The organism is Pseudomonas sp. RL_5y_Pfl2_73, from assembly GCF_963970515.1.
Taxonomy (GTDB): domain Bacteria; phylum Pseudomonadota; class Gammaproteobacteria; order Pseudomonadales; family Pseudomonadaceae; genus Aquipseudomonas.
This window is the reverse complement of record NZ_CAXAPD010000012.1, coordinates 84275-105660: the sequence shown is the minus strand read 5'-3', so window position 1 is coordinate 105660 and position 21386 is coordinate 84275. Positions and strand designations below refer to the sequence as shown.

The window sequence follows — 21386 nt, the reverse complement described above, 5'->3', positions numbered from 1 at the left end:
CTCTGCGCCGTTGGGTCTACGATGCTTTAACAACCAGCAAAAACAACACCCGAGGCTCCCCCATGAAAACCGTCGCGCAGTTGCTCCGGCTAAAAGATGAGAAGAACCAGCAAGTGCACACCATCTCACCGGACGACATGGTATTGCAGGCCCTGATGCGCATGGCCGAGAAGAACGTCGGTGCCTTGCTGGTGGTGAAGAACGACGAGGTGCTGGGGATCATCAGCGAGCGTGACTATGCCCGCAAAATGGTCTTGCGCGGGCGCTCATCGGTGGGCACGAAGGTGAGTGACATCATGGTCTCCCCCGTGATCACCATCGACCCGCACCAGAATGTCGAGATCTGCCTGAGCATCATGACCGAAAAACATCTGCGGCATTTGCCGGTGGTAGAGGACGGCAAACTGGTCGGCCTGCTGTCCATCGGCGACCTGGTCAAGGAAGCCATCGCCGAACAGGCCGACCTGATCAAACAACTGGAGCAATACATCCGCGGGGAATGATCCGCTCGGCCGGGTTGCTCATTCTCAACGCACTTCTATATTGAAAGGGTTGTTCCTGCGAGCATCCTAATGGCCAACACCGAGCGACTGATCATTTGTGAGCATTGCGATGCGGTGTACGAGCCGGTGGGGCTCGTTGCGCACCAGAAAGCTTCGTGCGTGCGCTGCCATGCGGTGATCCAGCGCTACAACGGCCTGACCATCGAGCAGCGCCTGGCCTTGAGCGTGACGGCCGCGGTGCTGTGGGCCTTCGCCAACATCTACCCGGTCATGAGCATCCGCCTCCAGGGCCTGAGTAACAGCGCGACGTTGTGGGACTCCATCGTAGCGCTGAGCCAGGGGCCGATCACCTTCATCGCCCTGGTGACCGCGGTGGCGGTCATCATTGCACCGGCCTTTCAATTGGCGCTCCTGCTTTGGGTGCTGGGCCATGCCTACCTCCAGCGACGGGCGCCGGGGTTCAACCTGTGCATGCGCAGCCTGGAAACCCTGCGGCCCTGGAGCATGCTGGAAGTGTGCCTGCTGGGCGCGCTGGTGGCGGTGATCAAGCTCGCCGGCCTGCTGGACGTGCTGCCGGGCATTGGCTTATTCGCCCTGGCGGCCTTGAGCCTGTTGATGATCCGCATTGCCGGTCGCGATGTCCGCGACCTGTGGGACAACCTGTGAACGGCAAACCGCTGGCCGCCCCGCCAGAGGCCCGCGACCTGGGTCTATGCCTGTGCCACAGTTGCGGCCTGGCCTGCGACATGACTGACGAGCCCGAGACCTGCCCCCGTTGCGACGCCGCCCTGCATCGACGCAAACCCGAGGCCATCACCCGCACCTGGGCCTACCTGCTGGCCGCGCTGGTGTTCTACATCCCGGCCAACCTGCTGCCGGTCATGAATACCCAGATGCTCGGCGAAGGTGCCGACAGCACCATCATCAGCGGCGTCATCGAATTCTGGCAAAGCGGCGCCTGGGACATCGCCCTGATTATCTTCATCGCCAGCATCGCGGTGCCCGGCATCAAGTTCGTGGTGCTGATACTGTTGCTGGTGACCGCACAGCGGCGCAGCACCTGGGCCCAGGTCCAGCGGGCGAAGCTGTACCGGCTGGTGGAAGTCATCGGCTACTGGTCGATGCTCGATGTGCTGGTGGTGGCCCTGGTGGCAGCACTGGTCAAGTTCCAGGCATTGAGCGACATCGAACCACGACCGGGCATCCTGTTCTTCGGCCTTGTGGTGCTGTTCACCATGCTGTCGGCCATGAGTTTCGACCCCCGGCTGATCTGGGACACTCAACCATCCGAGGAGGTCCTGGATGAAGCCGCAAACCACTGACGGGCAGCAACCGGCACCCGGCCGCGCCCACGTCACCACCCGCCGCTGGACGGTGTCGCTGGTGTGGATCGTGCCGATCATCGCGGTGCTGGTGGGCATTTCCCTGGTGGTCCACAACTGGCTGCAGGAAGGCCCGACCATCACCATCACCTTCAAAACCGGCCAGGGTCTGACCGCCAACAAGACCCAGGTGAAATATCGCAACGTGGTCATCGGCCAAGTCACCGACGTGCAACTGAGCGAGGACCAGAAGAACGTCACCGCCACGGTCAAGCTCGCCAAGACAGCCGACACCTTCACTCACGAAGACTCGGTGTTCTGGGTGGTTCGGCCGCGCATCGGGGCCGGCGGTATCTCGGGGATCGACACCTTGCTGTCCGGGGATTTCATTGGGGCCGACGCCGGCCAGTCGAAAGTGCGCGCCAAGTCCTTCACCGGCCTGGAGAACCCGCCCCCCATCACCTATGGCGAACCGGGCAAGCGCTTCACCCTGCACTCCCAGGACCTCGGCTCGCTGGACATCGGCTCGCCGGTATACCTGCGCAAGATCCCGGTGGGCCAGGTCGTATCCTACGCCCTGGACGCCGAGGGCAAAGGCGTCAACATCGACGTATTCGTCAACGCCCCTAACGATGTGTACGTCACCGAAAACACCCGGTTCTGGAACGTCAGCGGCGTGGACGTGAACGTCGGTGCCAACGGGTTCGCGGTCAAGACCGAATCGCTCTCGGCCCTGCTGCTGGGCGGCATCGCGTTTCGGGCACCGGAGTACAGCCCCAACGACGTCCCCGCCAGCGAGAACAAGACCTACGAGCTGTTTGCCGACCAGCAGAACGCCCTCGCCCCACCCGATGGCAAGGCGCAATACCTGGCCCTGCGGTTCGACCAGGCCCTGCGCGGCTTGCGCGTCGGTGCGCCGGTGGAGTTCCTGGGAGTGGAAGTTGGCAGGGTGGTGGCCATCAATCTGGATTTCGATGAGAAACAGCGCAGCTTTCCGGTCAACGTCGGCGTGGTGATCTACCCGCAACGCTTGGGCAAGGCCCATGAAAAACTGCTCAAGTCGCTCAATCACAACCCAGACGACGAAGCCGCCTCTGCCCGCCTGATGGGCAGCTTTGTCGATCGGGGGCTGCGTGCCCAGGCCCGCAGCGGCAACCTGCTGACCGGGCAGTTGTACATCTCGCTGGATTTCTACCCCAAGGCGGAAAAAGTCGCCTTCGACCCCACCGCCCGGCCTGTGCGCATACCGACCATTCCCGGTAGCCTCCAACAATTGCAGGAACAACTGCAGGCGATGGTCGAGCGAATCAACAAACTGCCGCTGGAAAGCGTCGCCAGCAACCTGAATAGCAACCTGGTGGAGCTGCGCAAAGGCCTGGCCCAATTCAATAGCAAGACGCTGCCAAGTGTGCAAAACACCTTGCAGGACGTCAGCAAAACCCTGCAATCGGCCAACTCGACCCTGGCCGAAGATTCACCCCAGCGCGAACAACTGACCCAGACCCTGGACGACCTGGGCCGTATGTCGCGCTCGCTGCGCGAGCTGTCGGACTACCTGAGCCGCCATCCCGAATCGCTGCTTCGCGGCCGTCCTAAGGACGCACCGGCGAAGAACCTCACATTGCCGGTGAAATAATGATCACAGGAGCCCGCCCCATGCCACTGACGCTGAAACTCACCCTGGTTGCCGTGGCATTGCTGCTCGGCGCCTGCCGCAGCGATCCGATCCACTACCACACCCTGAGCCCGGCCCAACCGGCAGGCCAGTCACGCTCCGGCGTGGACATCCAGATCGAACAGGTGAGCGTTCCGCCCCAGGTGGATCGCACCCAGATGGTCATTCGCCAGGGCAACAGCGGGTTGGCGATCCTGGAAACCGAATGGTGGGGCGCCAGTTTGGCCGATGAACTGCACAGCAGCCTGGATGAACAACTGAGCAACCCTGGCGCACCGAAATCATTGCTACGGGTAGACGTGCAACGCTTTGACTCGATCCCGGGCCGCTATGCCCGCATGGATGTGCAATGGCGACTGCGCAACCTGGGCAATGACGCCCGCCCTCTCACGTGCCGCAGCAGCTTGCAAACGCCTGCGGGCGCCAGTATCAACGAGTTGGTGACGGCGCATCAGGAGAATGTCCGGCAATTTGTCGCCCTTGTTGAACAGGCGGCTGCACGCAAAGCCTGTCCTTGACCCTGCAGGAGCTGCCGAAGGCTGCGATCTTTTGATCTTCCGCTTGAGACTCAAGCGTCAGGGAAAAGATCGCAGCCTCGCTTCGCTCGTCAGCTCCTACGCAGCGCCTACAACGGCCAATGCAGCAACAGCACCGGCGCAACGCGCGGATGGTGGTCGATGCGTTCCAACAACTCGTAGAACGCTGGACGAGTGCTCAGCATCGCCTCCCGCGTGTTTCTCCACTTCGTGACCACGGCCGCCAGGATATCCAGCGCACCCGGCTCGGCACCGCCTAGAAAAGGTCGGGCCGGGAACTGGTCGGCAAACAGCGCCCAGTTGCGATACAGCCGTTGCTGCGTACCGGATATCAATCGCTGCCGAGTCGCTTCGTCCCCAGCGTCCAACCAGCGTTCCGGAAAATCAATAATGCCGATGGCCGCGTAGCAATTGGCCGCGATATAGACCAGGCCCCGTATGGCTTGCGCGCGCTGGGCCGGGTCTTGCGGGAGCAGCTTCGACGCTGGGAAGGTCAACCCCAGATGAATCAGGATCGCCGCCGCTTCGGTCAGCACCGAGCCATCCGGCAACTGCAGGGTCGGCACCTGCTTCAGCGGATTGAGTGCCTCGAGTGCTTTCGTCGCATCGTTGTCTTGCGTCGAATAGGCATCGACCCGCCGATAAGCCACCTCACAGAGACACAGGGCAACCTCCACCGCCGAAGAACCGGATTGCCCGCAGCCGAATAACTGATACATGAACGTACCTCCTGCATAAGCGTTATGCCGGTAGAGCCTGCGGACCCATCGGTGTTCCATCAAGCTGACCGGTAGCAAGCCAACGAGCCATCACTGGCGTCGATGTTCATCATCATGCCAATGAAGTTCTCTTGATGATCGTCCGGGACAACAATGGCCCCACACAAACCACTGCACCCCGGAGTACACCATCATGAAACGCCAAGTCATCCTCAGCCTCGCTTTCTCTGTACTGGCCGCCAATGTGTTTGCCGCCTCCTCCCTCCCTGTCGTCGCCGAAGGTGGCTCTGATCGCCTGATCGAAAACCGTGTCGCTGAAGGCGGTGCCGATCGCTTGCTGGAACGTCGTGTGGCTGAAGGTGGCTCCGATCGCCTGATCGAAAACCGTGTCGCTGAAGGCGGTGCCGATCGCTTGCTGGAACGTCGCGTGGCTGAAGGTGGTTCTGATCGCCTGATCGAAAACCGCGTCGCTGAAGGCGGTGCCGATCGCTTGCTGGAACGTCGTGTAGCTGAAGGTGGCTCTGATCGCCTGATCGAAAACCATGCATGAGTTGCCTGGCAGCCAACCCGACACACCGCTTAAGACGGCTCCAGCACCAAACCCATCCCCCTAAAAGCCCGGCCTCATCCACCGGGCTTTTTCACGCACCAACGCCTGGCTAACGCCCCGACGCCCGCGCCATGCATCGCTGATAACGCTCATCCACCCGCTTGGCAAACCACGCCGTGGTCAGCTTGCGCGTAATCTTCGGGCTCTTGAGCACGATCCCCGGCAATACCGCCCGTGGCAACGACTTGCCCTCGGCTTTGTCAGCCAGTTCGAACACGCGCTTGTAGAGTTTGCTGTCCTCGAACGCCAGGCTGTCACCCTGCTCCAGTTGATCGCGAATGGTCGGATTGCGCATTCCCAACGACTTGCCCAGCGTGCGCACCGCCAGTTCCGTGCTGCCTGGCATGATGGAGTCATGCGCAATCAGATCGCCGTCCAGCGCCAGGGAAATGCCCGACGCCACACTCACCGCATGCTGGAAAGCCGCGTTGCGGCTGGCGTACCACCCGGCATTGAAATCGGCAAAACGATACAGCGGCTCGGTGTAGCTCACCGGATAGCCCAGCAAATGCGCGATACCGAAATACATCCCGCCACGACGGCTGAACACTTCGCGACGAATCGAGCCCTCCACCGTATAGGGATAATCGCGCGCATTGGCGTGGGCAAACGCGATGCTGACCTGCATCGGCCCACCGGTGTGCACCGGATTGAAACCGCCGAACAGTGTCTTGCCCAACGGCACCATGCCGATGAAATCATCGAAAATTCCGCTCAGTTCTTTTTCACTACGCGCCGCGTTGAGCCGATCGCTGTAGCTTTTGCCGTTGGGCGAACGCATCTGGAGTGCACCACTGACCAACAGTTCCGGAATGTGCACCTTCGCCGCACGGCGGTTGATCTCCTGACGAGCGATCTTGCCCAGCCCCGGCACTGGCGGGTCAGACTGGAACGTCGACTCCTGTTCGGTCACTGCCAGGACCGCACAGATGTTCTGCGTCGTAGACGAAATCTGCTGGGCCGCAAAGGCCACATAGATGTCAGCCGCCCAGCCTTCGCGATCCGCAGTCTTGGCTGGCAACAACCGCACGATCTGCTTCTTGACCTCAGCGGGCGAACGCTCAGGCTCCTGCGTCTGACGGCTGCCGCAACCGGCCAAGACCAGCAGCGCAGCAAGGCTGATCATCAATTTGTTGAGTTGCATGGTGCTCCATCGGGTTCGTTATTCCGGAGCAACCATACGATCAAAAGTAAATGCGGGCTATGCCCAATGTGGGAGCGGGCTTGCTCGCGAAGACGGCGGCACATGCGGCATTGATAGCAACTGACCCACCGCTTTCGCGAGCAAGCCCACTCCTGCAAGGAATGGCGGTGAACATGGATCGTACACCCAACCCCGGGCGCAGCGCGGCTTCAGATCCCGCTCAGCGCCAGGTCCATGGCAAAGTAGGTGAAGATCAGGTCTGCCCCCGCCCGCTTGATGGCACCAAGGCTCTCACGTACCACGCGGGCTTCGTCGATGGCGCCAGCCTGGGCGGCGAACTTGATCATCGCGTATTCGCCACTGACCTGATAAGCCGACAGCGGCAGGTTCGAAGCCTGGCGAATGTCGCGGATGATATCGAGGTAGGCTCCGGCCGGCTTGACCATCAGCGCATCGGCACCTTCCTGTTCATCGAGCAAGGACTCTCGCAGTGCTTCGCGGCGGTTCATCGGGTTCATCTGGTAGCTCTTGCGGTCGCCTTTCAACGCGCTGCCGCCGGCCTCGCGGAACGGGCCATAGAGTGCCGAGGCGAACTTGGTGGAATAGGCCATGATTGCCGTCTGGCTGAAACCGGCTTCATCCAGGGCCCGGCGAATCGCCTGGACCTGCCCGTCCATGGCCGCCGATGGCGCGATCACATCGGCACCGGCGCGGGCCGCCGCCACGGCTTGCTTGCCCAGGTTGACCAGGGTCCGGTCGTTGTCCACTTCATCGCCATGAAGCACACCGCAGTGACCATGATCGGTGTATTCACAGAAGCAGGTGTCGGACATCACGATCATCTCCGGCACCGCATCCTTGCAGATCCCGGCCATGCGCGACACCAGGCCACGCTCACTCCAGGTATCGCTGCCGTCGTTGTCCAGGTGATGGGATACACCAAAGGTCATCACCGACTTGATGCCGGCCCGGGCGTAGCGCTCGATCTCACTGGCCAGCTTCGATTCAGGAATGCGCACCACGCCCGGCATGCTCTTGATTGGCACAAAATCATTGATTTCTTCTTCGACAAAAATCGGCAGCACCAGGTCGTTCAAGGTGAACTCGGTTTCCTGGAACAGGCTGCGCAGGCTTGCATTGCGACGCAGACGGCGTGGACGTGCTTCGGGGAACTGGCTGGACATGGGACTCCTGGGTAGAAATGGGTGCTCGATCACAAGGAGCAAAGCTTATGCCCTGGCCGGCCAGGGCACAAACGTCAGCTGGGAAACAGCGTGTTACCAGCCGGGTAATAATCTACTCACAAGGTCAGCGAGCCATTGATACACGTCACCACTGCACCGCCAATCCAAATCTCGTCTCCTAACTGCTCGACATGAATTCGCCCGGCGCGGCCCATCGTCAGCCCCTGGCTGACCACGTAGGACGAAGGCGCCAGCCCCTTGTCCAGCATCCATTGCGCGAGCCCAGCGTTCAGGCTGCCGGTGGCAGGATCCTCCGGCATGCCATCACCGGCAATGAAACCCCGCACTTCAAAGTGTGCCTCGTCGCCATCCACGGCCCGATCCCAAGGTGCGATCACGCCCACGGCCAGATCCAGCAACTGAGGGTAATCGGGCTCGAGCCTCAGGACCTGTTGGCGATCCTTGAGCATCAAGGCCAGCCAGCCGGCCCCATTGTCGACCCATTGCGCCTCGACAATCGCCTCGGCTGCGAGCCCCAGCCCCTTGCGCACCCGCTCCAGCAAGTCGACCTCCAGCGGACCGGACTTGAGCAAGGGTGGCGCGAGGAACGCCAAGCCATGATCGCTGCGGCGGACCCTGACCAGGCCGACGCCACATTCCTGCACGATCTCCTGCCCTTTCGGCACACCTCCGGCTTCCAGCCAGGCGTGACAACTGCCCAGTGTCGGATGCCCGGCAAACGGCAACTCGGTCGAGGTGGTGAAAATACGCACCCGGTAATCGGCTTCCGGGTGCTGCGGCGCCAACAGGAAAGTGGTTTCGCTGAGGTTGGTCCAGTTGGCAAAAGCGGCCATGCGCGAATCGCTGATGCCATCGGCTCCCAGTACCACCGCCAGCGGATTGCCCTTGAGTGGCACGTCGCTGAACACATCCAGTTGTTTGTAATCGAATCGGCGCGTCGTCGGGTTATTCATTCCGGAATCTTCAACCCACGCACCACAGCCGGTCGAGCCAGGAAACGCTCCAGTACCCGCGTCACATTGGGGAAATTCTGAATACCGACCAAATCACCGGCCTCGTAAAAGCCGATCAAGTTGCGCACCCAGGGGAACGTGGCGATATCGGCAATGGTGTAGCGCTCACCCATGATCCAGTCGCGCCCTTGCAGACGCCCATCGAGTACCTTAAGCAGGCGCCTGCTTTCCTCGACGTAGCGATCGCGCGGCCGCTTGTCCTCGTACTCCTTGCCAGCAAACTTGTTGAAGAACCCCAGCTGCCCGAACATCGGCCCGATCCCGCCCATCTGGAACATCAGCCACTGGATCGTCTCGTAGCGCGCCGCCGACTCCTGGGCCAGCAACTGCCCGCTCTTGTCCGCCAGGTAAATCAGAATCGCCCCCGACTCGAACAACGCCAACGGCTGGTCGCCCGGCCCATGGGGATCGAGAATCGCCGGGATCTTGTTGTTGGGGTTCAGGGAAAGGAACTCGGGCGATAGCTGGTCGTTGCTGGCGAAGTCCACTTTGTGGGGCTCGTACGGCAGGCCGATCTCTTCCAGCATGATCGAGACCTTCACGCCGTTGGGGGTGGGCAGGGAGTAGAGCTGGATCCACTCCGGGTACTGGGCAGGCCATTTCTCGGTGATGGGGAATGGGGTCAGGTTGGGCATGGGGTCGGCTCGGAAATAAAGAAAACCCCGAGGATAATCCAAGATGTACGGGAGGACATCACTGCCCGTCACGCAATTCACATCGGCCCTTCTTAAATCCGCAACATCCTGTCGTTAACGTTCGTCCCACCTCCTGACGAAGGTCGCTACAGTGCGCCGGGACCAGCCAGGATCGAACCAAAGGGCTTTAAGAGACTCTGAGCAATGCCCTCGAGGATTCGACGCGGCGTAATGACAGGGAAAACACCCGAGGCCCACCGCTTCGTGGTGCCAGGGTTTGTCAGCCTGACTCAAGCATGCTGAAGACAATTTATTCGATGATGAACCCACTGAAATTTGCCAGACACCTCAAACACCGTTCGTGGCTGATGCTGCCGACGCTGCTTGTGGTCTGTGGCTTGGCGCTGTCGCTGGAGTCCAGCGTCAGCCGCGCCCAGCCAGCCGACGGTGTGCAGACGTTGGTGTTCCTGCGCCACGCCGAGAAACCCGCCGCAGGCCTGGGCCAGCTCAACTGCCAGGGCCTCAACCGCGCCATCGAACTGGCCACCCTGCTGCCGGAAAAATTCGGCAAGGCCGACTACGTGTTCGCGGCCGACCCTACCCGCAATGTCGAAGAGGGTGAGCTGGACAACTCCTACAGCTATATTCGCCCACTGATGACCATCAGCCCCAGTGCCATCAAGCTCGGGTTGCCGGTGAACATCAATTATTCGGCCAACGACACCAGCGACCTGGCTGACGAACTGCTGCACGACAAGTACCACAACGCCACCATCTATACCGCCTGGTCCCATGGCTACCTGCCAGAACTGATCAACAAGGTTGCCGGGGAGGCCGTGGGCAAGAAGCAGACCATTACCGATGACTGGGCGTCAGGCGATTTTGATTCGCTGTACGTGCTGACCCTGACCTGGCACAACGGCAAGGCCAGCCTCTCTAGTCAGAACTACAAGCAAGGCTTGGATAATGGCCAGGAGACCTGTCCGACCTGATCAGGCGGTATTCCCTGTGGGAGTGCGAAGGCGATGGCACAGTCGACATCCCCGCCAACTGATCCACCGCTTTGGCGCGCAAGCCCACTTCCACAGAGATTGACAGTGGAGATGAAACCTGTGGTCACCCGCCCCGGGCCGCCCGCTCACGTAGATACTCCAACACTGCCGCCTGCTCCCCCGAAAACTCGATCCGCAACCCCTTCTTTTCCCGCTGGAACACGTACATCGGGTCGTAATACTCACGCAGCAAACCTTCGATCCAACCGCGATGCAAGTCGACGGCGCCGCTGTTGGCCTGCTCGGCCAGGGCGGTTTCCAGGATGCTCATCAGGCGCCGGTGACGGTCACCGCCCAGGCGCTTGTGGATGTTGTCCAGGCTGGCCAGCAGCCGCTCGGAAAACAGTGAAAAACCTTCGTCGCCATGTACCGCGACAAATTCCGCACACAGGCCGATGACGTAATCCTGCAGGATCCGCTCGACCCGATGCTCCAGGCTGTCTTCAAGCCAGACCATCGGAACCTGCTGCATGCGCTGGTACAAGGGCAGCGGCAAGGCACAACTGCCGACCGCACGGCTCTCATCTTCAAGCACGAATTGTTCGATGCCGCTGGCGCGTTTTTTCAGTACGTCCACGGCCAGGCGGTTTTCAAAATCGATATTGGAAGGCTGGCCCGTGGCGCGCTTGCCGAAGCTGGAACCGCGATGGTTGGCATGACCTTCCAAATCCAGGCTGTTGCTCAGTTGACCCAGCGCTTCGGTCTTGCCCGTGCCGGTCATGCCGCCCAGCAGCACCAGGTCGCACTGGGCAACCGCCTGCTCGACAGCGTCCAGCAAGAACGTGCGCATGGCCTTGTAGCCACCGCCGACCCTGGGGTAATCAATGCCCGCTTCGTCCTTGAGCCATTGCTGGACGATCTGCGAACGCAAGCCGCCACGAAAGCAATACAGCACACCGTCGGGATGAGTCTTGGCGAACTCGGCCCAGGCCTGGATGCGCTGGGCCTTGATTTCGCCTGACACCAGCTGATGCCCCAGGACAATGGCGGCCTGCTGCCCCTGCTGTTTGTAGCAGGTACCGACGCGTTGCCGTTCGCTGTCGGTCATCAACGGCAAATTGACCACCCCGGGGAAAGCACCCTTGATGAATTCAACCGGGGCACGTGTGTCCATCATCGGCCGATCAGTGAGGAAGATGCCGCGGTAATCGCTGATGTCATGGCTCATCAAGACACCTCGACCGCGTAACTCTGTCGCTCTAGCAGTTCGCCGATAGGTTCCAGCGCCAGCCCGAGTTCAGCGGCCACCCGCAGGAACTCGCCCTCGCCTTCTGGGGTGACGGCAATCAGCAGCCCGCCGCTGGTCTGCGGGTCGCACAGCACGCGCTTGTGCAGTTCCTGGACCCGACCGACCTTGCTGGCGTAGCTGTCGAAGTTGCGCAGCGTACCGCCCGGCACACACCCCAGGTCGAGGTAGTACTCGACGCCCGGCAGACGCGGCACTGCGTCATAGCGAATACGCGCGGTCAGTTGGCTGCCGTCGGCCATTTCCACCAGGTGCCCGAGCAGGCCGAAACCGGTGACGTCGGTCATCGCTGTCACGCCGTCGAGCTTGCCAAAGCGGCTGCCAGGTTTGTTGAGGGTGCACATCCAGTCACGGGCCAGGCCGACGTCGGCGGCGCGCAGCTTGCCCTTCTTTTCCGCCGTGGTGAGGATGCCGATGCCCAGGGGTTTGGTCAGGTATAGATGGCAACCGGCGGTGGCCGTATCGTTGCGTTTCATGTGGCGCTTTTGCACCAGGCCTGTGACCGCCAGGCCGAAAATCGGCTCAGGCGCGTCGATCGAATGCCCGCCGGCCAGTGGAATACCGGCCTCATCGCACACGGAACGACCGCCGCGAATCACGTCACGGGCAATTTCCGGGGCCAATACGTTGACGGGCCAACCAAGAATCGCGATGGCCATCAGTGGATCACCGCCCATGGCGTAGATATCGCTGATGGCATTGGTGGCGGCGATGCGACCGAAATCGAAAGGATCATCGACAATCGGCATGAAAAAATCGGTGGTCGAGACCACCCCGCGTTCCTCGTCGATGGCGTACACCGCCGCATCGTCCCGGGAAGCATTGCCAACCCACAGCTTGGGATCGAGGTTCTGCGCACCGCTGCCGGCCAGGATCACTTCCAGCACTTGGGGCGAAATCTTGCAGCCGCAGCCGGCGCCGTGGCTGTACTGGGTCAGACGAATCGGCTCGCTCATGGGCATACCTCTGGTCAATCAAGATGGCCGATTCTATCAGCAACGTTACCCACTCAGTGTCGTGCCGAACATTCGTCCCTGCAACACTTTGGTGCTGCTTCAGACCGCTGTGAAATATTCGGTGCACCAAGCTTGACCAGAAGGCCAGGAAAAAACCCTGAAGCTCATGGATTTCAAGCCACTGCGAAAATTGGTATGGGATCTGCAAACGTTTGCGCAATCGATCATACCCTGAGGATCGACTGTTTTTTTCAACCACGGAACCCGGGCTTCGGCCCGCACGAACAAGGACTTTCCATGCACTGCACTTCCCAGTGTCGCGCTAGACCCGGCGTATTGGCAGTCGCCCTGCTACTGACCGCCGTTACCGGACTACTCAGCACCACGGCCCAAGCCCAAACCACCGAGGCGTCCGCCCAGGGCGAAGCCCTCAGTCCCGAGGCTACCCCCTCAAAAAAGGGCGCCTACCTATCGGACTGGTACAACCAGGACCTGACACTCATCGGCAGCAAGGACATCAGCTTCGGCCCACAACCGGTCGACGATATCTATCTGGAATATGAATATTTCGGACGCAAAGGGCCCTTCGAGCTCTATGGCTACGTCGACATTCCAAAGATTTTCAGTATTGGCAACAGTCATGACAAAGGTGCGTGGGACCACGGTTCCCCGGTGTTCATGGAGCACGAACCGCGTATTTCCATCGACTACCTGGCCGGCCGCAGCCTGGCCGTCGGTCCGTTCAAGGAATGGTATGTGGCGTTCGACTGGATCTACGACCACGGCAGCAACAGCGCCAATCGCGCGAACACCTTGTACAGCGGCCTGGGCACTGACATCGACACCCACTCAAGGGTCAACCTGTCGGCCAACTTCTATGGCCGTTATCAATGGGAAAACTATGGCGCCCGCAATGAATATTCCTGGGACGGCTACCGCGTCCAGCTCAAATACATCGTGCCGATCAGCCAGTTCGGCAATGGCGCCTCGCTGACGTACATCGGCTTCACCAATTTCGATTTCGGTTCGGACCTGCACAAGGACAACCCGGCCCGCACCGCCAACGCCACAGTCGCCACCAACGTCTTGCTGTATTCGTTCACGCACCTGCGCTTTACGTTGGTGGGCCGCTACTTCCACAACGGCGGTAACTGGCAGGACGGCAGTGAGCTTAACTTTGGCGACGGCAACTTCCGCGCCCGCTCCGACGGCTGGGGATACTACGCCGGGGTTGGCTATCAATTCTGAGCAAACAGTAGAAGCACCACTTCGAATCCATGGAGGTCACGAATACATGATCAATCGCCTGTCTATTTCAATCGGCCTGGCCTGCACGGCCCTGCTCTGCTCGACCGCCGGGGCCGCGCCGGCGTTTCAACCCAAAGTCATGTTGATCACGATGTTCGCCCCCGAGGCGCAGAACTGGATTGAACGCCTCGAACTCAAGAATGAAATCCGTGTACCAGGGCTGTCCGCCGAGTACCCGACGATTCGCTGCAATGCCGAACGGGTCTGCCTGCTGATCACCGGCATGGGCCAGACCAACGCCGCAGCCTCGACATTGGCCCTGGCCCTCTCCCCCACCGTCGACCTGCGTAAAAGCTATTTCCTGGTGGCCGGGATCGCCGGCATCAACCCGCACCACGGCACGCTTGGCACAACCGCCTGGGCCCATTACCTGGTGGAGTTCGGCACCCAATGGGAGCTAGATTCGCGGGATGTGCCCAAGGATTGGCCCACCGGCTACCTGGGCATCAACACCAAAGGGCCGAATGAAAAGCCGCCGCTGGACTACAAAACGGAAGTCTTCGAGCTCAACCCGGCCCTGCAAGCCAAGGCCTTTGCCCTCAGCCAGAAGGTGACCTTGGCACAAAGCAAGGAATCGGCGGCCTGGCGCTTGAAGTATCCGTATGCGCCGGCCAACCAGCCGCCGGTGGTGACGCGCTGCGACACCGTGGCCGGCAACACGTGGTTCTCCGGCACGCGCCTGAGCGAGCGCGCCGAAGTCTGGACCCGCCTGCTCACCGACAACAAAGGTGTCTACTGCACCACTCAACAGGAAGACAATTCCACCTACGAGGCGTTGCTACGGGCCAGCCGCGAGGGTCAGGTAGACATCAACCGGCTGGCCGTGCTGCGGGCCGGGTCTGACTTCGACCGCCCCGAACCCGGCGGCAACGAAGTGGACAACCTGCTCAAATACGCCGACCAGGGCGCCTTCGTCCCTGCGCTGGAAAACCTGTTCCGCACCGGCAACCCGCTGGTACAGGACATTGTGAAAAACTGGTCAGCGTGGAAAGACGGCGTGCCTGGCCTTTGATCACCAGCCGCCCAGGTACTTGTGGAGAAGGGAGCGATCTGTGGGGGCAAGTCTTGCTCCCACAGGTTGAGGCTAATCTCTACAGATCACCCAATGGAATTTTCCATTCCGGGAAGAATCACTTGAACATCAGCCGTGCGTACCCACCCAGGAGACCGCCGATGTTCCTCGACCCTGCTGCCGACAGCACGCATCTTGATTACGCTCTCGACACGATGTTTGGTCGCAATACCACAAGTGTCAACTGCGAGTACGCCGTCAAACGCCTGGATGACGGCGAACCACCCTGGTTCACGCTGCACGTGCGACCGCCACTGCCGAAGGATCTGGATAAGGCCCAGATCGTGGTATTCAATACCGAAGGCCGACGCATCAGCGGCATTGTTCGGCGAGCCAAACGCCTGGCCGATGACAGCCTGCAATTGGACGTGGAACCCGACTGAGTGCTTCCGGCCAGGCTCCTACGGTGATCGAGCGTGTCCTTACGTATGCGGCGAATTGCTCGGGCGAACTTGATCAGGTTCAGCACCGGGCGTCGCGGTGTCGATGGTCATGTTGCTGCTGACCCGACACCTGCGGGTGCGGGCACCACCTGCAACGCCGCACACCGCTCACCCAAATGACAGCCTCTTCGGCACTGGCGCTGGAGTCCGGGGCGATGTCCATGGGATGATCGGCCTCCAGGCACGACCATCTGTGGAGCGTTTCAATGTCATTGCTGAGCAAACAAGCCGCCTCCCTGTTGCTGGGAGCCATCGCCAGCCTGGTCGTGGTATCCGCCCAAGCGGCCCCGGCCAAACCTGCCGGCGATGCACTGGCGCAGAAGGTGTCGATGCTCGGCGGCAAGTTCACCTTCACCTTGCCCAAGGGCTTCACAGCGACGCCGTTACCCGCCGGTGAAGTGGCCCAGGGCACCGCTGGGGTGACAGGGACGATGTACAGCAATGCCACCAGCAAAACCGTGGTGATTGCGGCTGAGAACACCATCGTCAACGGTACGAATGTGAAGGACAACGATGGTGCGTTCCTCGACACCACCATGGCCGACTTCGCCGCCCAACGCATCAAAGCCCTGCCGGACGCCAAGATCCTCAGCGAAAAAAGCTTGACCCAAAAAGGCACCGGCCTGGGCCTGCGTCAGCTCGACACCAGCGCGACCCAGGGCGGCGGGCCAACCCTCGACACCACGTTGCTGGGCGCCTCCGGCACGCGCATGGCGGTGGTGCAGGTCATCTCCCGGGCCAGCGACAAGGCCGGTCATGAAGCGTTGGTGAAACAGATCGCCAGCGGTAAATAAGCGCCCCGCAATACTTTGATGAAAGCTGACCCACCACTGTCGTGAGCAAGCTCCCACAGGGACTTATTGTGGTCAGGGATTGAGCCGCTCCAGCCAGGCCCGCAGGTCCTGTACTTCCAAGGCGCTGATGCTGTGGCCAACGCCCGGGTAGGCATGGAATTCCGGCTCCAGCGCCAGGGTCTTCAGGAAGCTGTTGGCATCGGTGCCATCGTGGTAGGGAATGATCGGGTCTGCCGTGCCATGGCCGATGAACACCGCCAATGTCCGGCGCGACTCGTCGGGGGTCAGTTCCGCCCGCAGCACCGACAGGACCCGTCCCCCCATCGCGGCAATACCACCGACGGCTTCGGGGTGTCGCAACGCAACTTCGTAGCTCATCATCGCGCCTTGACTGAACCCTACCAGGTAGACCTTGCTCGCGTCGGTCGAGTACTTGGCCCGTGCCTTGTCGATGAAGTCCAGTAGCACCTGAGCGCTGGCCTTCAAGTCCGAGGTATCACCGTCGTAGGCACCCTCGCCCTTTTTCGCGAACCACTGATAACGGTCCTGCTCCATGCTCTTTGGCGCCTGCACCGAGAGGTAGTTGTAATCCCGGGGCAGCTCGTCCTTGAGCTCGAACAGGTCCTGTTCGTTGCTGCCGGCGCCGTGCAGGAAGATCACCAGCGGGCGGTTCCTGGCTTGCTCATCGGCTTGGGCCAGGTAGTTGAGCGGCAAGTCCGTGTGCAGCGAGGGTTGAGCCTGCAACCCGGACGAGACCAGCAACAGAAACAGGGCGAGCGCTTTAAACATCAATCTTCCTCCATCGTTCGGTAGCCGCACGACAAGAAGCGTGCGGTGAGGTAGACAGTACTTATCAGTCGTTGCTCAATTTCCCCGTACGAATCGGCTCACGCCCGGCGACTTTTGCCTGCCAGATGCCCGGCTGGGTGTAGCGCCCGCGGTCAAGGGCGAACAGCACGCCACTGGTGCCGGCCCGCACGGTGGTGACCCGATCATTCAACGGATCAACCACCTCGAACAGCGGATCGCCGCGCTCCACCCATTCGCCAGCCTCACGCAGAAAGCTCACCACGCCATGGTGCGGCGCGAACAGGTATTGAGTGCCTTCGAACGGAAAGCCTTCGCAGCACTCGGCGGGGGCGGATGGCCAGTCCCCGGCGATAAAACCCTGCTCGGCCAAAAAACCGAGTATGGCTTCACAATTGGCCTGGGCCTGTTCCACGCGGGTGTCGCCCATGCTGCCCAGCTCCAGCGTCGTCGCCAGGTTCGCCGCTGGGATCGCCGCCGCTGGAAAGGCTTTGGCCAGGCGCAACCAGGGCGAAGAGCAGGACTCGTCGAACGAACTGCCACCGGAATCTTCACTGAGCAACGCCACCCCGGCCTTCAGGCGTGCGGCCAGGGAGCGCCATTGCGGCCACTGTTGCGGCAAGGCATACAAGTGGATCGCAGCCTCGAAATCGCAATGCAGGTCCAAAGTGATGTCGGCGTCGCAGGCATGGCGCAGCAGCAGGCGATGCAGCGCTTCAAGTTGCGAAGGCGGCGCCGGCAGGTCGTCGAGAACCTGGGCCATGGTCTGGCGGATCAAGGTGATATTGGCAGCCGGGTCGTCACCCAGACGATCACCGATGCGTTGCGCCACCGGCGCACTGAGCTCCACGAAAGAGCGGTTGAAATTCTTGCCGCGGCCCAGTTCGAAACGCCCCATGTGGGCGCTTTGCAGATGTTGATCCAGGCCGATGGGATTGGCCACCGGCACCAGCTCGATCCCCCCTTTGAGCAGGCCTTGCGCCTCAAGGTCGTTGAGCCGCTGCTTCAGCTCCCAGGCCGTACGCATGCCCGGCAGTTCGTCGGCGTGCAGGCTCGCCTGGATATAAGCCTTACGCGGGCCATGGCCGTAACGAAACACACTGAGCCGGCGCTCGGTGCCCAGGTGGCTCCATGGCAGGGTATGGTCGATGCGTTGCATAGAACCTCCGAATGACTAGGCAAGGCGCTGTGTAGGAGCTGTCGAGTGCAACGAGGCTGCGATCTCTCCCCAGCCACTGAGCCCCAAGCGAAAGATCAAAAGATCAAAAGATCGCAGGCTTCGCCAGCTCCTACAGCGCCCAGCGGGAGCAAGCTCGCCCTCACAAAAAGCTGTCTCAGCAGTCGCAACTGATCGCCTCGTCCGCCATGCGTTCCACTGTGCCGCTCAGGCGAAAACCTTCATCGAGCCAGCCCATGACACCGCCGATCATTTCCTTGACCGGGTACCCCAACGTTGCCAGGCGCACTGCTGCCTTGTTCGCGCCATTGCAATGCGGGCCGGCGCAATACACCACGAACAGGGTGCTCTGGGCATAGGCGGCCAGTGCCTGGGCGGTGAGTGTGCGGGTTGGCAGGTTGATCGCCCCGGGTACATGCCCGCGTGCGTAGGCCAGCGGTCCGCGTACATCCACCAGCACAAAATCGATGTTGCCGGCCTGTTGGCTGGCGTGAACGTCGGAACAATCGGTTTCGAATGTCAGGCGTCGACTGAAATGCTGCAGGGCGATATCGGAGGGGGCAGCAGGCACTTCGCGAACCGGGCTGGTCATGGGCGTGTACTCCAGGGTAGATAAGGCGTGAAGAGACTTTATCCGCCGGGTGCTTGTCGCTACAGTGGCGCACAAGACACTCTGTGGGATTTTTCCGCCAAATGCAGCTTAACCCTGGTCTGGTCGCGATCCTCGCCTACGACGGCCTGTGCACCTTCGAATTCGGTGTCGCCGTCGAGATCTTCGGATTGGAGCGGCCGGAATTCGATTTTCCCTGGTACGCGCATCGGATCGTCGCGGTCGATGACGGCCCGATGCGTGCCATGGGCGGCTTCCAGGTATTGACCGATGGCGGCATGGACCTGCTCGAAACCGCCCAGACCATTGTCGTGCCCGGCTGGCGCGACCGCAGCGCGCCACCGTCCCCGGCGTTACTCAAAGCACTGCGCAGGGCCCACGCCCGTGGTGCGCGCCTGTTGTCGATCTGCTCCGGTGCCTTCGTACTCGCCGCCGCCGGTCTGCTCGATGGCCTCGGCGCCACGACTCATTGGCGCTACACCGACGAACTGGCCGCAAGCTTTCCCGCCGTGCGGGTAGACCCGGATGTGCTGTACGTGGATTCAGGACAGGTCATCACCTCGGCAGGCAGCGCCGCCGGTATCGATGCCTGCCTGCACCTGGTGGCACGAGACTATGGCGTGCAGGTCGCCAACTCCGTGGCACGTCGGTTGGTGATGTCGCCGCAACGTACGGGCGGCCAGGCGCAGTTCATTCCCTGGCCGGTCAGCCGTACGCCACGTAGCGACCTGTCGAGTGTCATGCAATGGGCCCGCGAACGCCTGCACGAACCCCTCGGCGTGCGCGAACTGGCCAGCCAGGCGGCCATGAGCGAACGCACCTTCCTGCGCCATTTCACCCAGGCTTGCGGCGTATCGCCCAAGACTTGGCTGCAACATGAACGCCTGGCCCGGGCCCGCGAATTGCTGGAAAGCACCGGGGACAATACCGACAACATCGCGCAACTGTGTGGCTACCGCTCGGTGGAAAGCTTTCGTGTGGCGTTTCGCAGCGTCGTGGGGTTGGCGCCGTCGGTGTATCGGGAGCGGTTTGGGCGGGGGTGAAACCAGGCCTCAGGCCATAGGACTGTCGAACGCTGCTGTGGCGAGGGGATTTCTGTGGGGGCAAAGCTTGCTCGCGAAACGAGCGCCTCGATGGCTGAAAGACCGCATCGCCTGTATCGCGGGCAAGCCTTGCTCCCACATACCCTCTCTCCACCCGTGGCTTCGCTGGCACCTACCTTGATCAAGGCTTGCGCAACAAATACGTATCCATGATCCACCCATTCGCCTTTCGCGCAGCCTTGCGGGTGCGTTCGATGTCATCGGCCACGTCCCCCAATCGGCCGGCAATAAGGATTTCATCCGGCGTCCCCACGTAGGCTCCCCAGTAGATGCAGGTATCGGGATCACTCACCTGGCGATAGGCGTCCTCGGCATCGAGCATCACCACCACACTCGCAGCGTCGCCCACCTGCCCCGCCGCCAACCGGCGTCCGGTGGTGATTTCCAACGAACCGCCAATGCTGTTCAACGGCACTTTATGCCGGGCGGCCAGGGCCTGGACGCTGGTGATGCCAGGGATCACCTCGAATTCGAAGGCGCAGCGGCCCGCGTCGAGGATCGCCTGCAGGATGCGCACGGTGCTGTCGTACAACGCCGGATCGCCCCACACCAGAAAACCACCCTGCTGCCCGTCGGACAGTTCTTCATTGATCAAGCGTTCGAAGGTGGCCTGTTTAGCGCGGTTCAACGCCTCGACGCTGTCCTTGTAGTCCAGGTCGCCGCGTTGGCGCTCCGGGCTGTAGGCTTCGACGAAGCGGTAGGTGCGATCAACGATGTAGCGCCGACAAATTTCACGCCGCAGGTCCAACAGTTTGTCCTTGGCCGGGCCCTTGTCCATGAGGAAGACCACGTCCAAGCGGTTCAAGGCTTTCACTGCCTGCATCGTCAAGTGATCCGGATCGCCGGCCCCAATGCCAATGACTGACAACGTCTTCATCGCGGCGACTCCTGGCCAGGTCCTTGGGTGCGCAATCGCCATACGCCGTTGAAACACAACTGGAGGGTGGACAACGGTTCAATGTCGATCCGGTTGAATGTGGCGGCCGGGCAACCCAAGACATTTACCAGGGCTGCGCGGATCACGAAGGGGTGGGTCACGGCCAGCAGATGTCCTGGCCGGGTTTCCAGGCGGGACAGCCAATCGCCGACACGGCGACACAACTGGGCGACAGATTCACCACCATGGGGAGCCGCCTCGGCATCATCGAGCCAACTCTGCAGGGCTTGCGGTTCAGCCTGGAGCAATTCATCGATGGACAACCCTCGCCAACGTCCCAGATCGCAATCGGCCAGGGCCAGATCCTGCTCGGGCTCGTCGCCGAACAGAGCAGCGGTCTGGCGCGTGCGCAGTTCCGGCCCGCATAGCAGTTGCCGGACATTTCGGTAGTGGTGGTCGATCTGCGCGCGGCGTGCCAGCCAGTCGGTGTCCAGCGGTTCGTCCAGGCCAAAACGCGCCTGCTTCTGGGCGGCGGTGCGGGCGTGGCAGATCAAGGTCAGACGAGTGGCTTGCACACTG

General features: G+C 61.4%; 23 protein-coding genes and 1 pseudogene. 12 read left to right on the top strand and 12 right to left on the bottom strand.

What is annotated here, in order from left to right:
• Positions 1 to 62 precede the first annotated feature (62 nt).
• The 5 genes from AACY42_RS14045 to AACY42_RS14025 all read left to right on the top strand — a co-directional run bounded on the left by AACY42_RS14045 (position 63) and on the right by AACY42_RS14025 (position 4018).
• Positions 63 to 503 (top strand): CBS domain-containing protein, encoded by a 441-nt coding sequence (locus AACY42_RS14045; protein WP_339480087.1) that lies wholly within the window; start codon positions 63 to 65, stop codon positions 501 to 503.
• Between the two features lie 69 nt (positions 504 to 572).
• Positions 573 to 1169, top strand: coding sequence for a paraquat-inducible protein A (locus tag AACY42_RS14040; protein WP_339480086.1), 597 nt, complete (start codon positions 573 to 575; stop codon positions 1167 to 1169).
• A complete protein-coding gene (locus AACY42_RS14035) occupies positions 1166 to 1825 on the top strand; it encodes a paraquat-inducible protein A (RefSeq protein ID WP_445261548.1) in 660 nt (219 codons plus the stop codon). Before AACY42_RS14040 ends, AACY42_RS14035 begins: the two co-directional genes overlap by 4 nt.
• Positions 1806 to 3461, top strand: coding sequence for a PqiB family protein (locus tag AACY42_RS14030; protein ID WP_339480083.1), 1656 nt, complete (start codon positions 1806 to 1808; stop codon positions 3459 to 3461). The genes AACY42_RS14035 and AACY42_RS14030 overlap by 20 nt, the downstream gene beginning before the upstream one ends.
• A 20-nt stretch (positions 3462 to 3481) precedes the next feature.
• On the top strand, positions 3482 to 4018 hold the full coding sequence (locus AACY42_RS14025) for a PqiC family protein (protein ID WP_339480081.1): 537 nt from the start codon (positions 3482 to 3484) through the stop codon (positions 4016 to 4018).
• Positions 4019 to 4125: 107 nt separating this feature from the next.
• Here the strand turns inward: AACY42_RS14025 and AACY42_RS14020 are convergent, their stop codons facing one another.
• On the bottom strand, positions 4126 to 4755 hold the full coding sequence (locus tag AACY42_RS14020) for a glutathione S-transferase family protein (RefSeq protein ID WP_339480080.1): 630 nt from the start codon (positions 4753 to 4755) through the stop codon (positions 4126 to 4128).
• A gap of 193 nt (positions 4756 to 4948) precedes the next feature.
• On the opposite strand from AACY42_RS14020, the pseudogene AACY42_RS14015 reads away from it, so the two are divergent.
• A pseudogene (locus tag AACY42_RS14015) lies at positions 4949 to 5296 on the top strand (phage infection protein); the annotation flags it as partial.
• Positions 5297 to 5414: 118 nt separating this feature from the next.
• Here the strand turns inward: AACY42_RS14015 and AACY42_RS14010 are convergent.
• From AACY42_RS14010 to AACY42_RS13995, 4 genes are all read right to left on the bottom strand, one after another.
• On the bottom strand, positions 5415 to 6509 hold the full coding sequence (locus AACY42_RS14010; RefSeq protein WP_339480077.1) for a DUF1615 domain-containing protein: 1095 nt from the start codon (positions 6507 to 6509) through the stop codon (positions 5415 to 5417).
• A gap of 209 nt (positions 6510 to 6718) precedes the next feature.
• On the bottom strand, positions 6719 to 7693 hold the full coding sequence (gene hemB / locus AACY42_RS14005) for a porphobilinogen synthase (RefSeq protein WP_339480075.1): 975 nt from the start codon (positions 7691 to 7693) through the stop codon (positions 6719 to 6721).
• A gap of 116 nt (positions 7694 to 7809) precedes the next feature.
• Positions 7810 to 8667 carry a PhzF family phenazine biosynthesis protein gene (locus AACY42_RS14000; protein WP_339480074.1) on the bottom strand — a complete coding sequence of 286 codons (858 nt, stop codon included), beginning with the start codon at positions 8665 to 8667 and terminating at the stop codon, positions 7810 to 7812.
• Positions 8664 to 9362, bottom strand: coding sequence for a glutathione S-transferase family protein (locus tag AACY42_RS13995; protein ID WP_339480072.1), 699 nt, complete (start codon positions 9360 to 9362; stop codon positions 8664 to 8666). Before AACY42_RS13995 ends, AACY42_RS14000 begins: the two co-directional genes overlap by 4 nt.
• A 317-nt stretch (positions 9363 to 9679) precedes the next feature.
• Between AACY42_RS13995 and AACY42_RS13990 the strand changes: the two genes are divergently transcribed.
• Positions 9680 to 10354, top strand: coding sequence for a histidine phosphatase family protein (locus tag AACY42_RS13990; RefSeq protein WP_339480184.1), 675 nt, complete (start codon positions 9680 to 9682; stop codon positions 10352 to 10354).
• A gap of 124 nt (positions 10355 to 10478) precedes the next feature.
• Here AACY42_RS13990 and mnmH read toward each other — a convergent pair whose 3' ends face one another.
• Together mnmH and selD are read right to left on the bottom strand one after the other, a co-directional pair.
• Positions 10479 to 11582, bottom strand: a complete 1104-nt coding sequence (gene mnmH, locus AACY42_RS13985; protein WP_339480071.1) for a tRNA 2-selenouridine(34) synthase MnmH — start codon at positions 11580 to 11582, stop codon at positions 10479 to 10481.
• Complete coding sequence (selD, locus tag AACY42_RS13980) at positions 11582 to 12616, bottom strand: selenide, water dikinase SelD (protein WP_339480070.1); 1035 nt, start codon at positions 12614 to 12616, stop codon at positions 11582 to 11584. Before selD ends, mnmH begins: the two co-directional genes overlap by 1 nt.
• A gap of 297 nt (positions 12617 to 12913) precedes the next feature.
• Here selD and AACY42_RS13975 point away from each other — a divergent pair, with 297 nt between their 5' ends.
• The 4 genes from AACY42_RS13975 to AACY42_RS13960 all read left to right on the top strand — a co-directional run bounded on the left by AACY42_RS13975 (position 12914) and on the right by AACY42_RS13960 (position 16233).
• Positions 12914 to 13864 carry a nucleoside-specific channel-forming protein Tsx gene (locus AACY42_RS13975; RefSeq protein ID WP_339480068.1) on the top strand — a complete coding sequence of 317 codons (951 nt, stop codon included), beginning with the start codon at positions 12914 to 12916 and terminating at the stop codon, positions 13862 to 13864.
• A 46-nt stretch (positions 13865 to 13910) separates the two neighbouring features.
• Entirely contained in the window at positions 13911 to 14936 is a 1026-nt protein-coding gene (locus tag AACY42_RS13970; RefSeq protein ID WP_339480067.1) for a purine-nucleoside phosphorylase, read from the top strand.
• Between the two features lie 161 nt (positions 14937 to 15097).
• On the top strand, positions 15098 to 15379 hold the full coding sequence (locus tag AACY42_RS13965; RefSeq protein WP_339480066.1) for a hypothetical protein: 282 nt from the start codon (positions 15098 to 15100) through the stop codon (positions 15377 to 15379).
• Positions 15380 to 15645: 266 nt separating this feature from the next.
• Positions 15646 to 16233 (top strand): hypothetical protein, encoded by a 588-nt coding sequence (locus AACY42_RS13960; protein WP_339480064.1) that lies wholly within the window; start codon positions 15646 to 15648, stop codon positions 16231 to 16233.
• A gap of 72 nt (positions 16234 to 16305) precedes the next feature.
• Here the strand turns inward: AACY42_RS13960 and AACY42_RS13955 are convergent, their stop codons facing one another.
• From AACY42_RS13955 to AACY42_RS13945, 3 genes are all read right to left on the bottom strand, one after another.
• Entirely contained in the window at positions 16306 to 17022 is a 717-nt protein-coding gene (locus tag AACY42_RS13955) for an alpha/beta hydrolase (protein WP_339480063.1), read from the bottom strand.
• A gap of 64 nt (positions 17023 to 17086) precedes the next feature.
• Positions 17087 to 18199: a M14 family metallopeptidase gene (locus AACY42_RS13950; protein WP_339480060.1), complete on the bottom strand. Its 1113-nt coding sequence runs from the start codon at positions 18197 to 18199 to the stop codon at positions 17087 to 17089.
• Between the two features lie 175 nt (positions 18200 to 18374).
• Positions 18375 to 18809, bottom strand: a complete 435-nt coding sequence (locus AACY42_RS13945; protein WP_339480058.1) for a rhodanese-like domain-containing protein — start codon at positions 18807 to 18809, stop codon at positions 18375 to 18377.
• Positions 18810 to 18910: 101 nt separating this feature from the next.
• Between AACY42_RS13945 and ftrA the strand changes: the two genes are divergently transcribed.
• Positions 18911 to 19870: a transcriptional regulator FtrA gene (ftrA, locus tag AACY42_RS13940; RefSeq protein ID WP_339480057.1), complete on the top strand. Its 960-nt coding sequence runs from the start codon at positions 18911 to 18913 to the stop codon at positions 19868 to 19870.
• Positions 19871 to 20051: 181 nt separating this feature from the next.
• On the opposite strand, the gene cobF is transcribed toward ftrA, so the two are convergent.
• The gene (gene cobF / locus AACY42_RS13935) at positions 20052 to 20807 is read right to left on the bottom strand and encodes a precorrin-6A synthase (deacetylating) (protein ID WP_339480055.1); all 756 of its coding nucleotides are present in this window, start codon (positions 20805 to 20807) and stop codon (positions 20052 to 20054) included.
• The gene (locus tag AACY42_RS13930; protein ID WP_339480054.1) at positions 20804 to 21382 is read right to left on the bottom strand and encodes a histidine phosphatase family protein; all 579 of its coding nucleotides are present in this window, start codon (positions 21380 to 21382) and stop codon (positions 20804 to 20806) included. The genes cobF and AACY42_RS13930 overlap by 4 nt, the downstream gene beginning before the upstream one ends.
• Positions 21383 to 21386: the final 4 nt, after the last annotated feature.

Excerpts from the sequence above, each read along its gene's own strand:
- AACY42_RS13965 (WP_339480066.1), top strand. The coding sequence starts at position 15,098 with ATGTTCCTCGACCCTGCTGCCGACAGCACGCATCTTGATTACGCTCTC.
- AACY42_RS13945 (WP_339480058.1), bottom strand. The coding sequence starts at position 18,809 with ATGACCAGCCCGGTTCGCGAAGTGCCTGCTGCCCCCTCCGATATCGCC.
- AACY42_RS13950 (WP_339480060.1), bottom strand. The coding sequence starts at position 18,199 with ATGCAACGCATCGACCATACCCTGCCATGGAGCCACCTGGGCACCGAG.
- AACY42_RS13975 (WP_339480068.1), top strand. The coding sequence starts at position 12,914 with ATGCACTGCACTTCCCAGTGTCGCGCTAGACCCGGCGTATTGGCAGTC.
- AACY42_RS14040 (WP_339480086.1), top strand. The coding sequence starts at position 573 with ATGGCCAACACCGAGCGACTGATCATTTGTGAGCATTGCGATGCGGTG.
- AACY42_RS13955 (WP_339480063.1), bottom strand. The coding sequence starts at position 17,022 with ATGTTTAAAGCGCTCGCCCTGTTTCTGTTGCTGGTCTCGTCCGGGTTG.
- AACY42_RS13960 (WP_339480064.1), top strand. The coding sequence starts at position 15,646 with ATGTCATTGCTGAGCAAACAAGCCGCCTCCCTGTTGCTGGGAGCCATC.
- AACY42_RS14045 (WP_339480087.1), top strand. The coding sequence starts at position 63 with ATGAAAACCGTCGCGCAGTTGCTCCGGCTAAAAGATGAGAAGAACCAG.
- AACY42_RS14030 (WP_339480083.1), top strand. The coding sequence starts at position 1,806 with ATGAAGCCGCAAACCACTGACGGGCAGCAACCGGCACCCGGCCGCGCC.
- AACY42_RS13970 (WP_339480067.1), top strand. The coding sequence starts at position 13,911 with ATGATCAATCGCCTGTCTATTTCAATCGGCCTGGCCTGCACGGCCCTG.
- AACY42_RS13990 (WP_339480184.1), top strand. The coding sequence starts at position 9,680 with ATGATGAACCCACTGAAATTTGCCAGACACCTCAAACACCGTTCGTGG.
- cobF (WP_339480055.1), bottom strand. The coding sequence starts at position 20,807 with ATGAAGACGTTGTCAGTCATTGGCATTGGGGCCGGCGATCCGGATCAC.
- AACY42_RS14020 (WP_339480080.1), bottom strand. The coding sequence starts at position 4,755 with ATGTATCAGTTATTCGGCTGCGGGCAATCCGGTTCTTCGGCGGTGGAG.
- mnmH (WP_339480071.1), bottom strand. The coding sequence starts at position 11,582 with ATGAGCCATGACATCAGCGATTACCGCGGCATCTTCCTCACTGATCGG.
- AACY42_RS14000 (WP_339480074.1), bottom strand. The coding sequence starts at position 8,667 with ATGAATAACCCGACGACGCGCCGATTCGATTACAAACAACTGGATGTG.
- selD (WP_339480070.1), bottom strand. The coding sequence starts at position 12,616 with ATGAGCGAGCCGATTCGTCTGACCCAGTACAGCCACGGCGCCGGCTGC.
- AACY42_RS14025 (WP_339480081.1), top strand. The coding sequence starts at position 3,482 with ATGCCACTGACGCTGAAACTCACCCTGGTTGCCGTGGCATTGCTGCTC.
- AACY42_RS13995 (WP_339480072.1), bottom strand. The coding sequence starts at position 9,362 with ATGCCCAACCTGACCCCATTCCCCATCACCGAGAAATGGCCTGCCCAG.
- ftrA (WP_339480057.1), top strand. The coding sequence starts at position 18,911 with ATGCAGCTTAACCCTGGTCTGGTCGCGATCCTCGCCTACGACGGCCTG.
- AACY42_RS14010 (WP_339480077.1), bottom strand. The coding sequence starts at position 6,509 with ATGCAACTCAACAAATTGATGATCAGCCTTGCTGCGCTGCTGGTCTTG.
- hemB (WP_339480075.1), bottom strand. The coding sequence starts at position 7,693 with ATGTCCAGCCAGTTCCCCGAAGCACGTCCACGCCGTCTGCGTCGCAAT.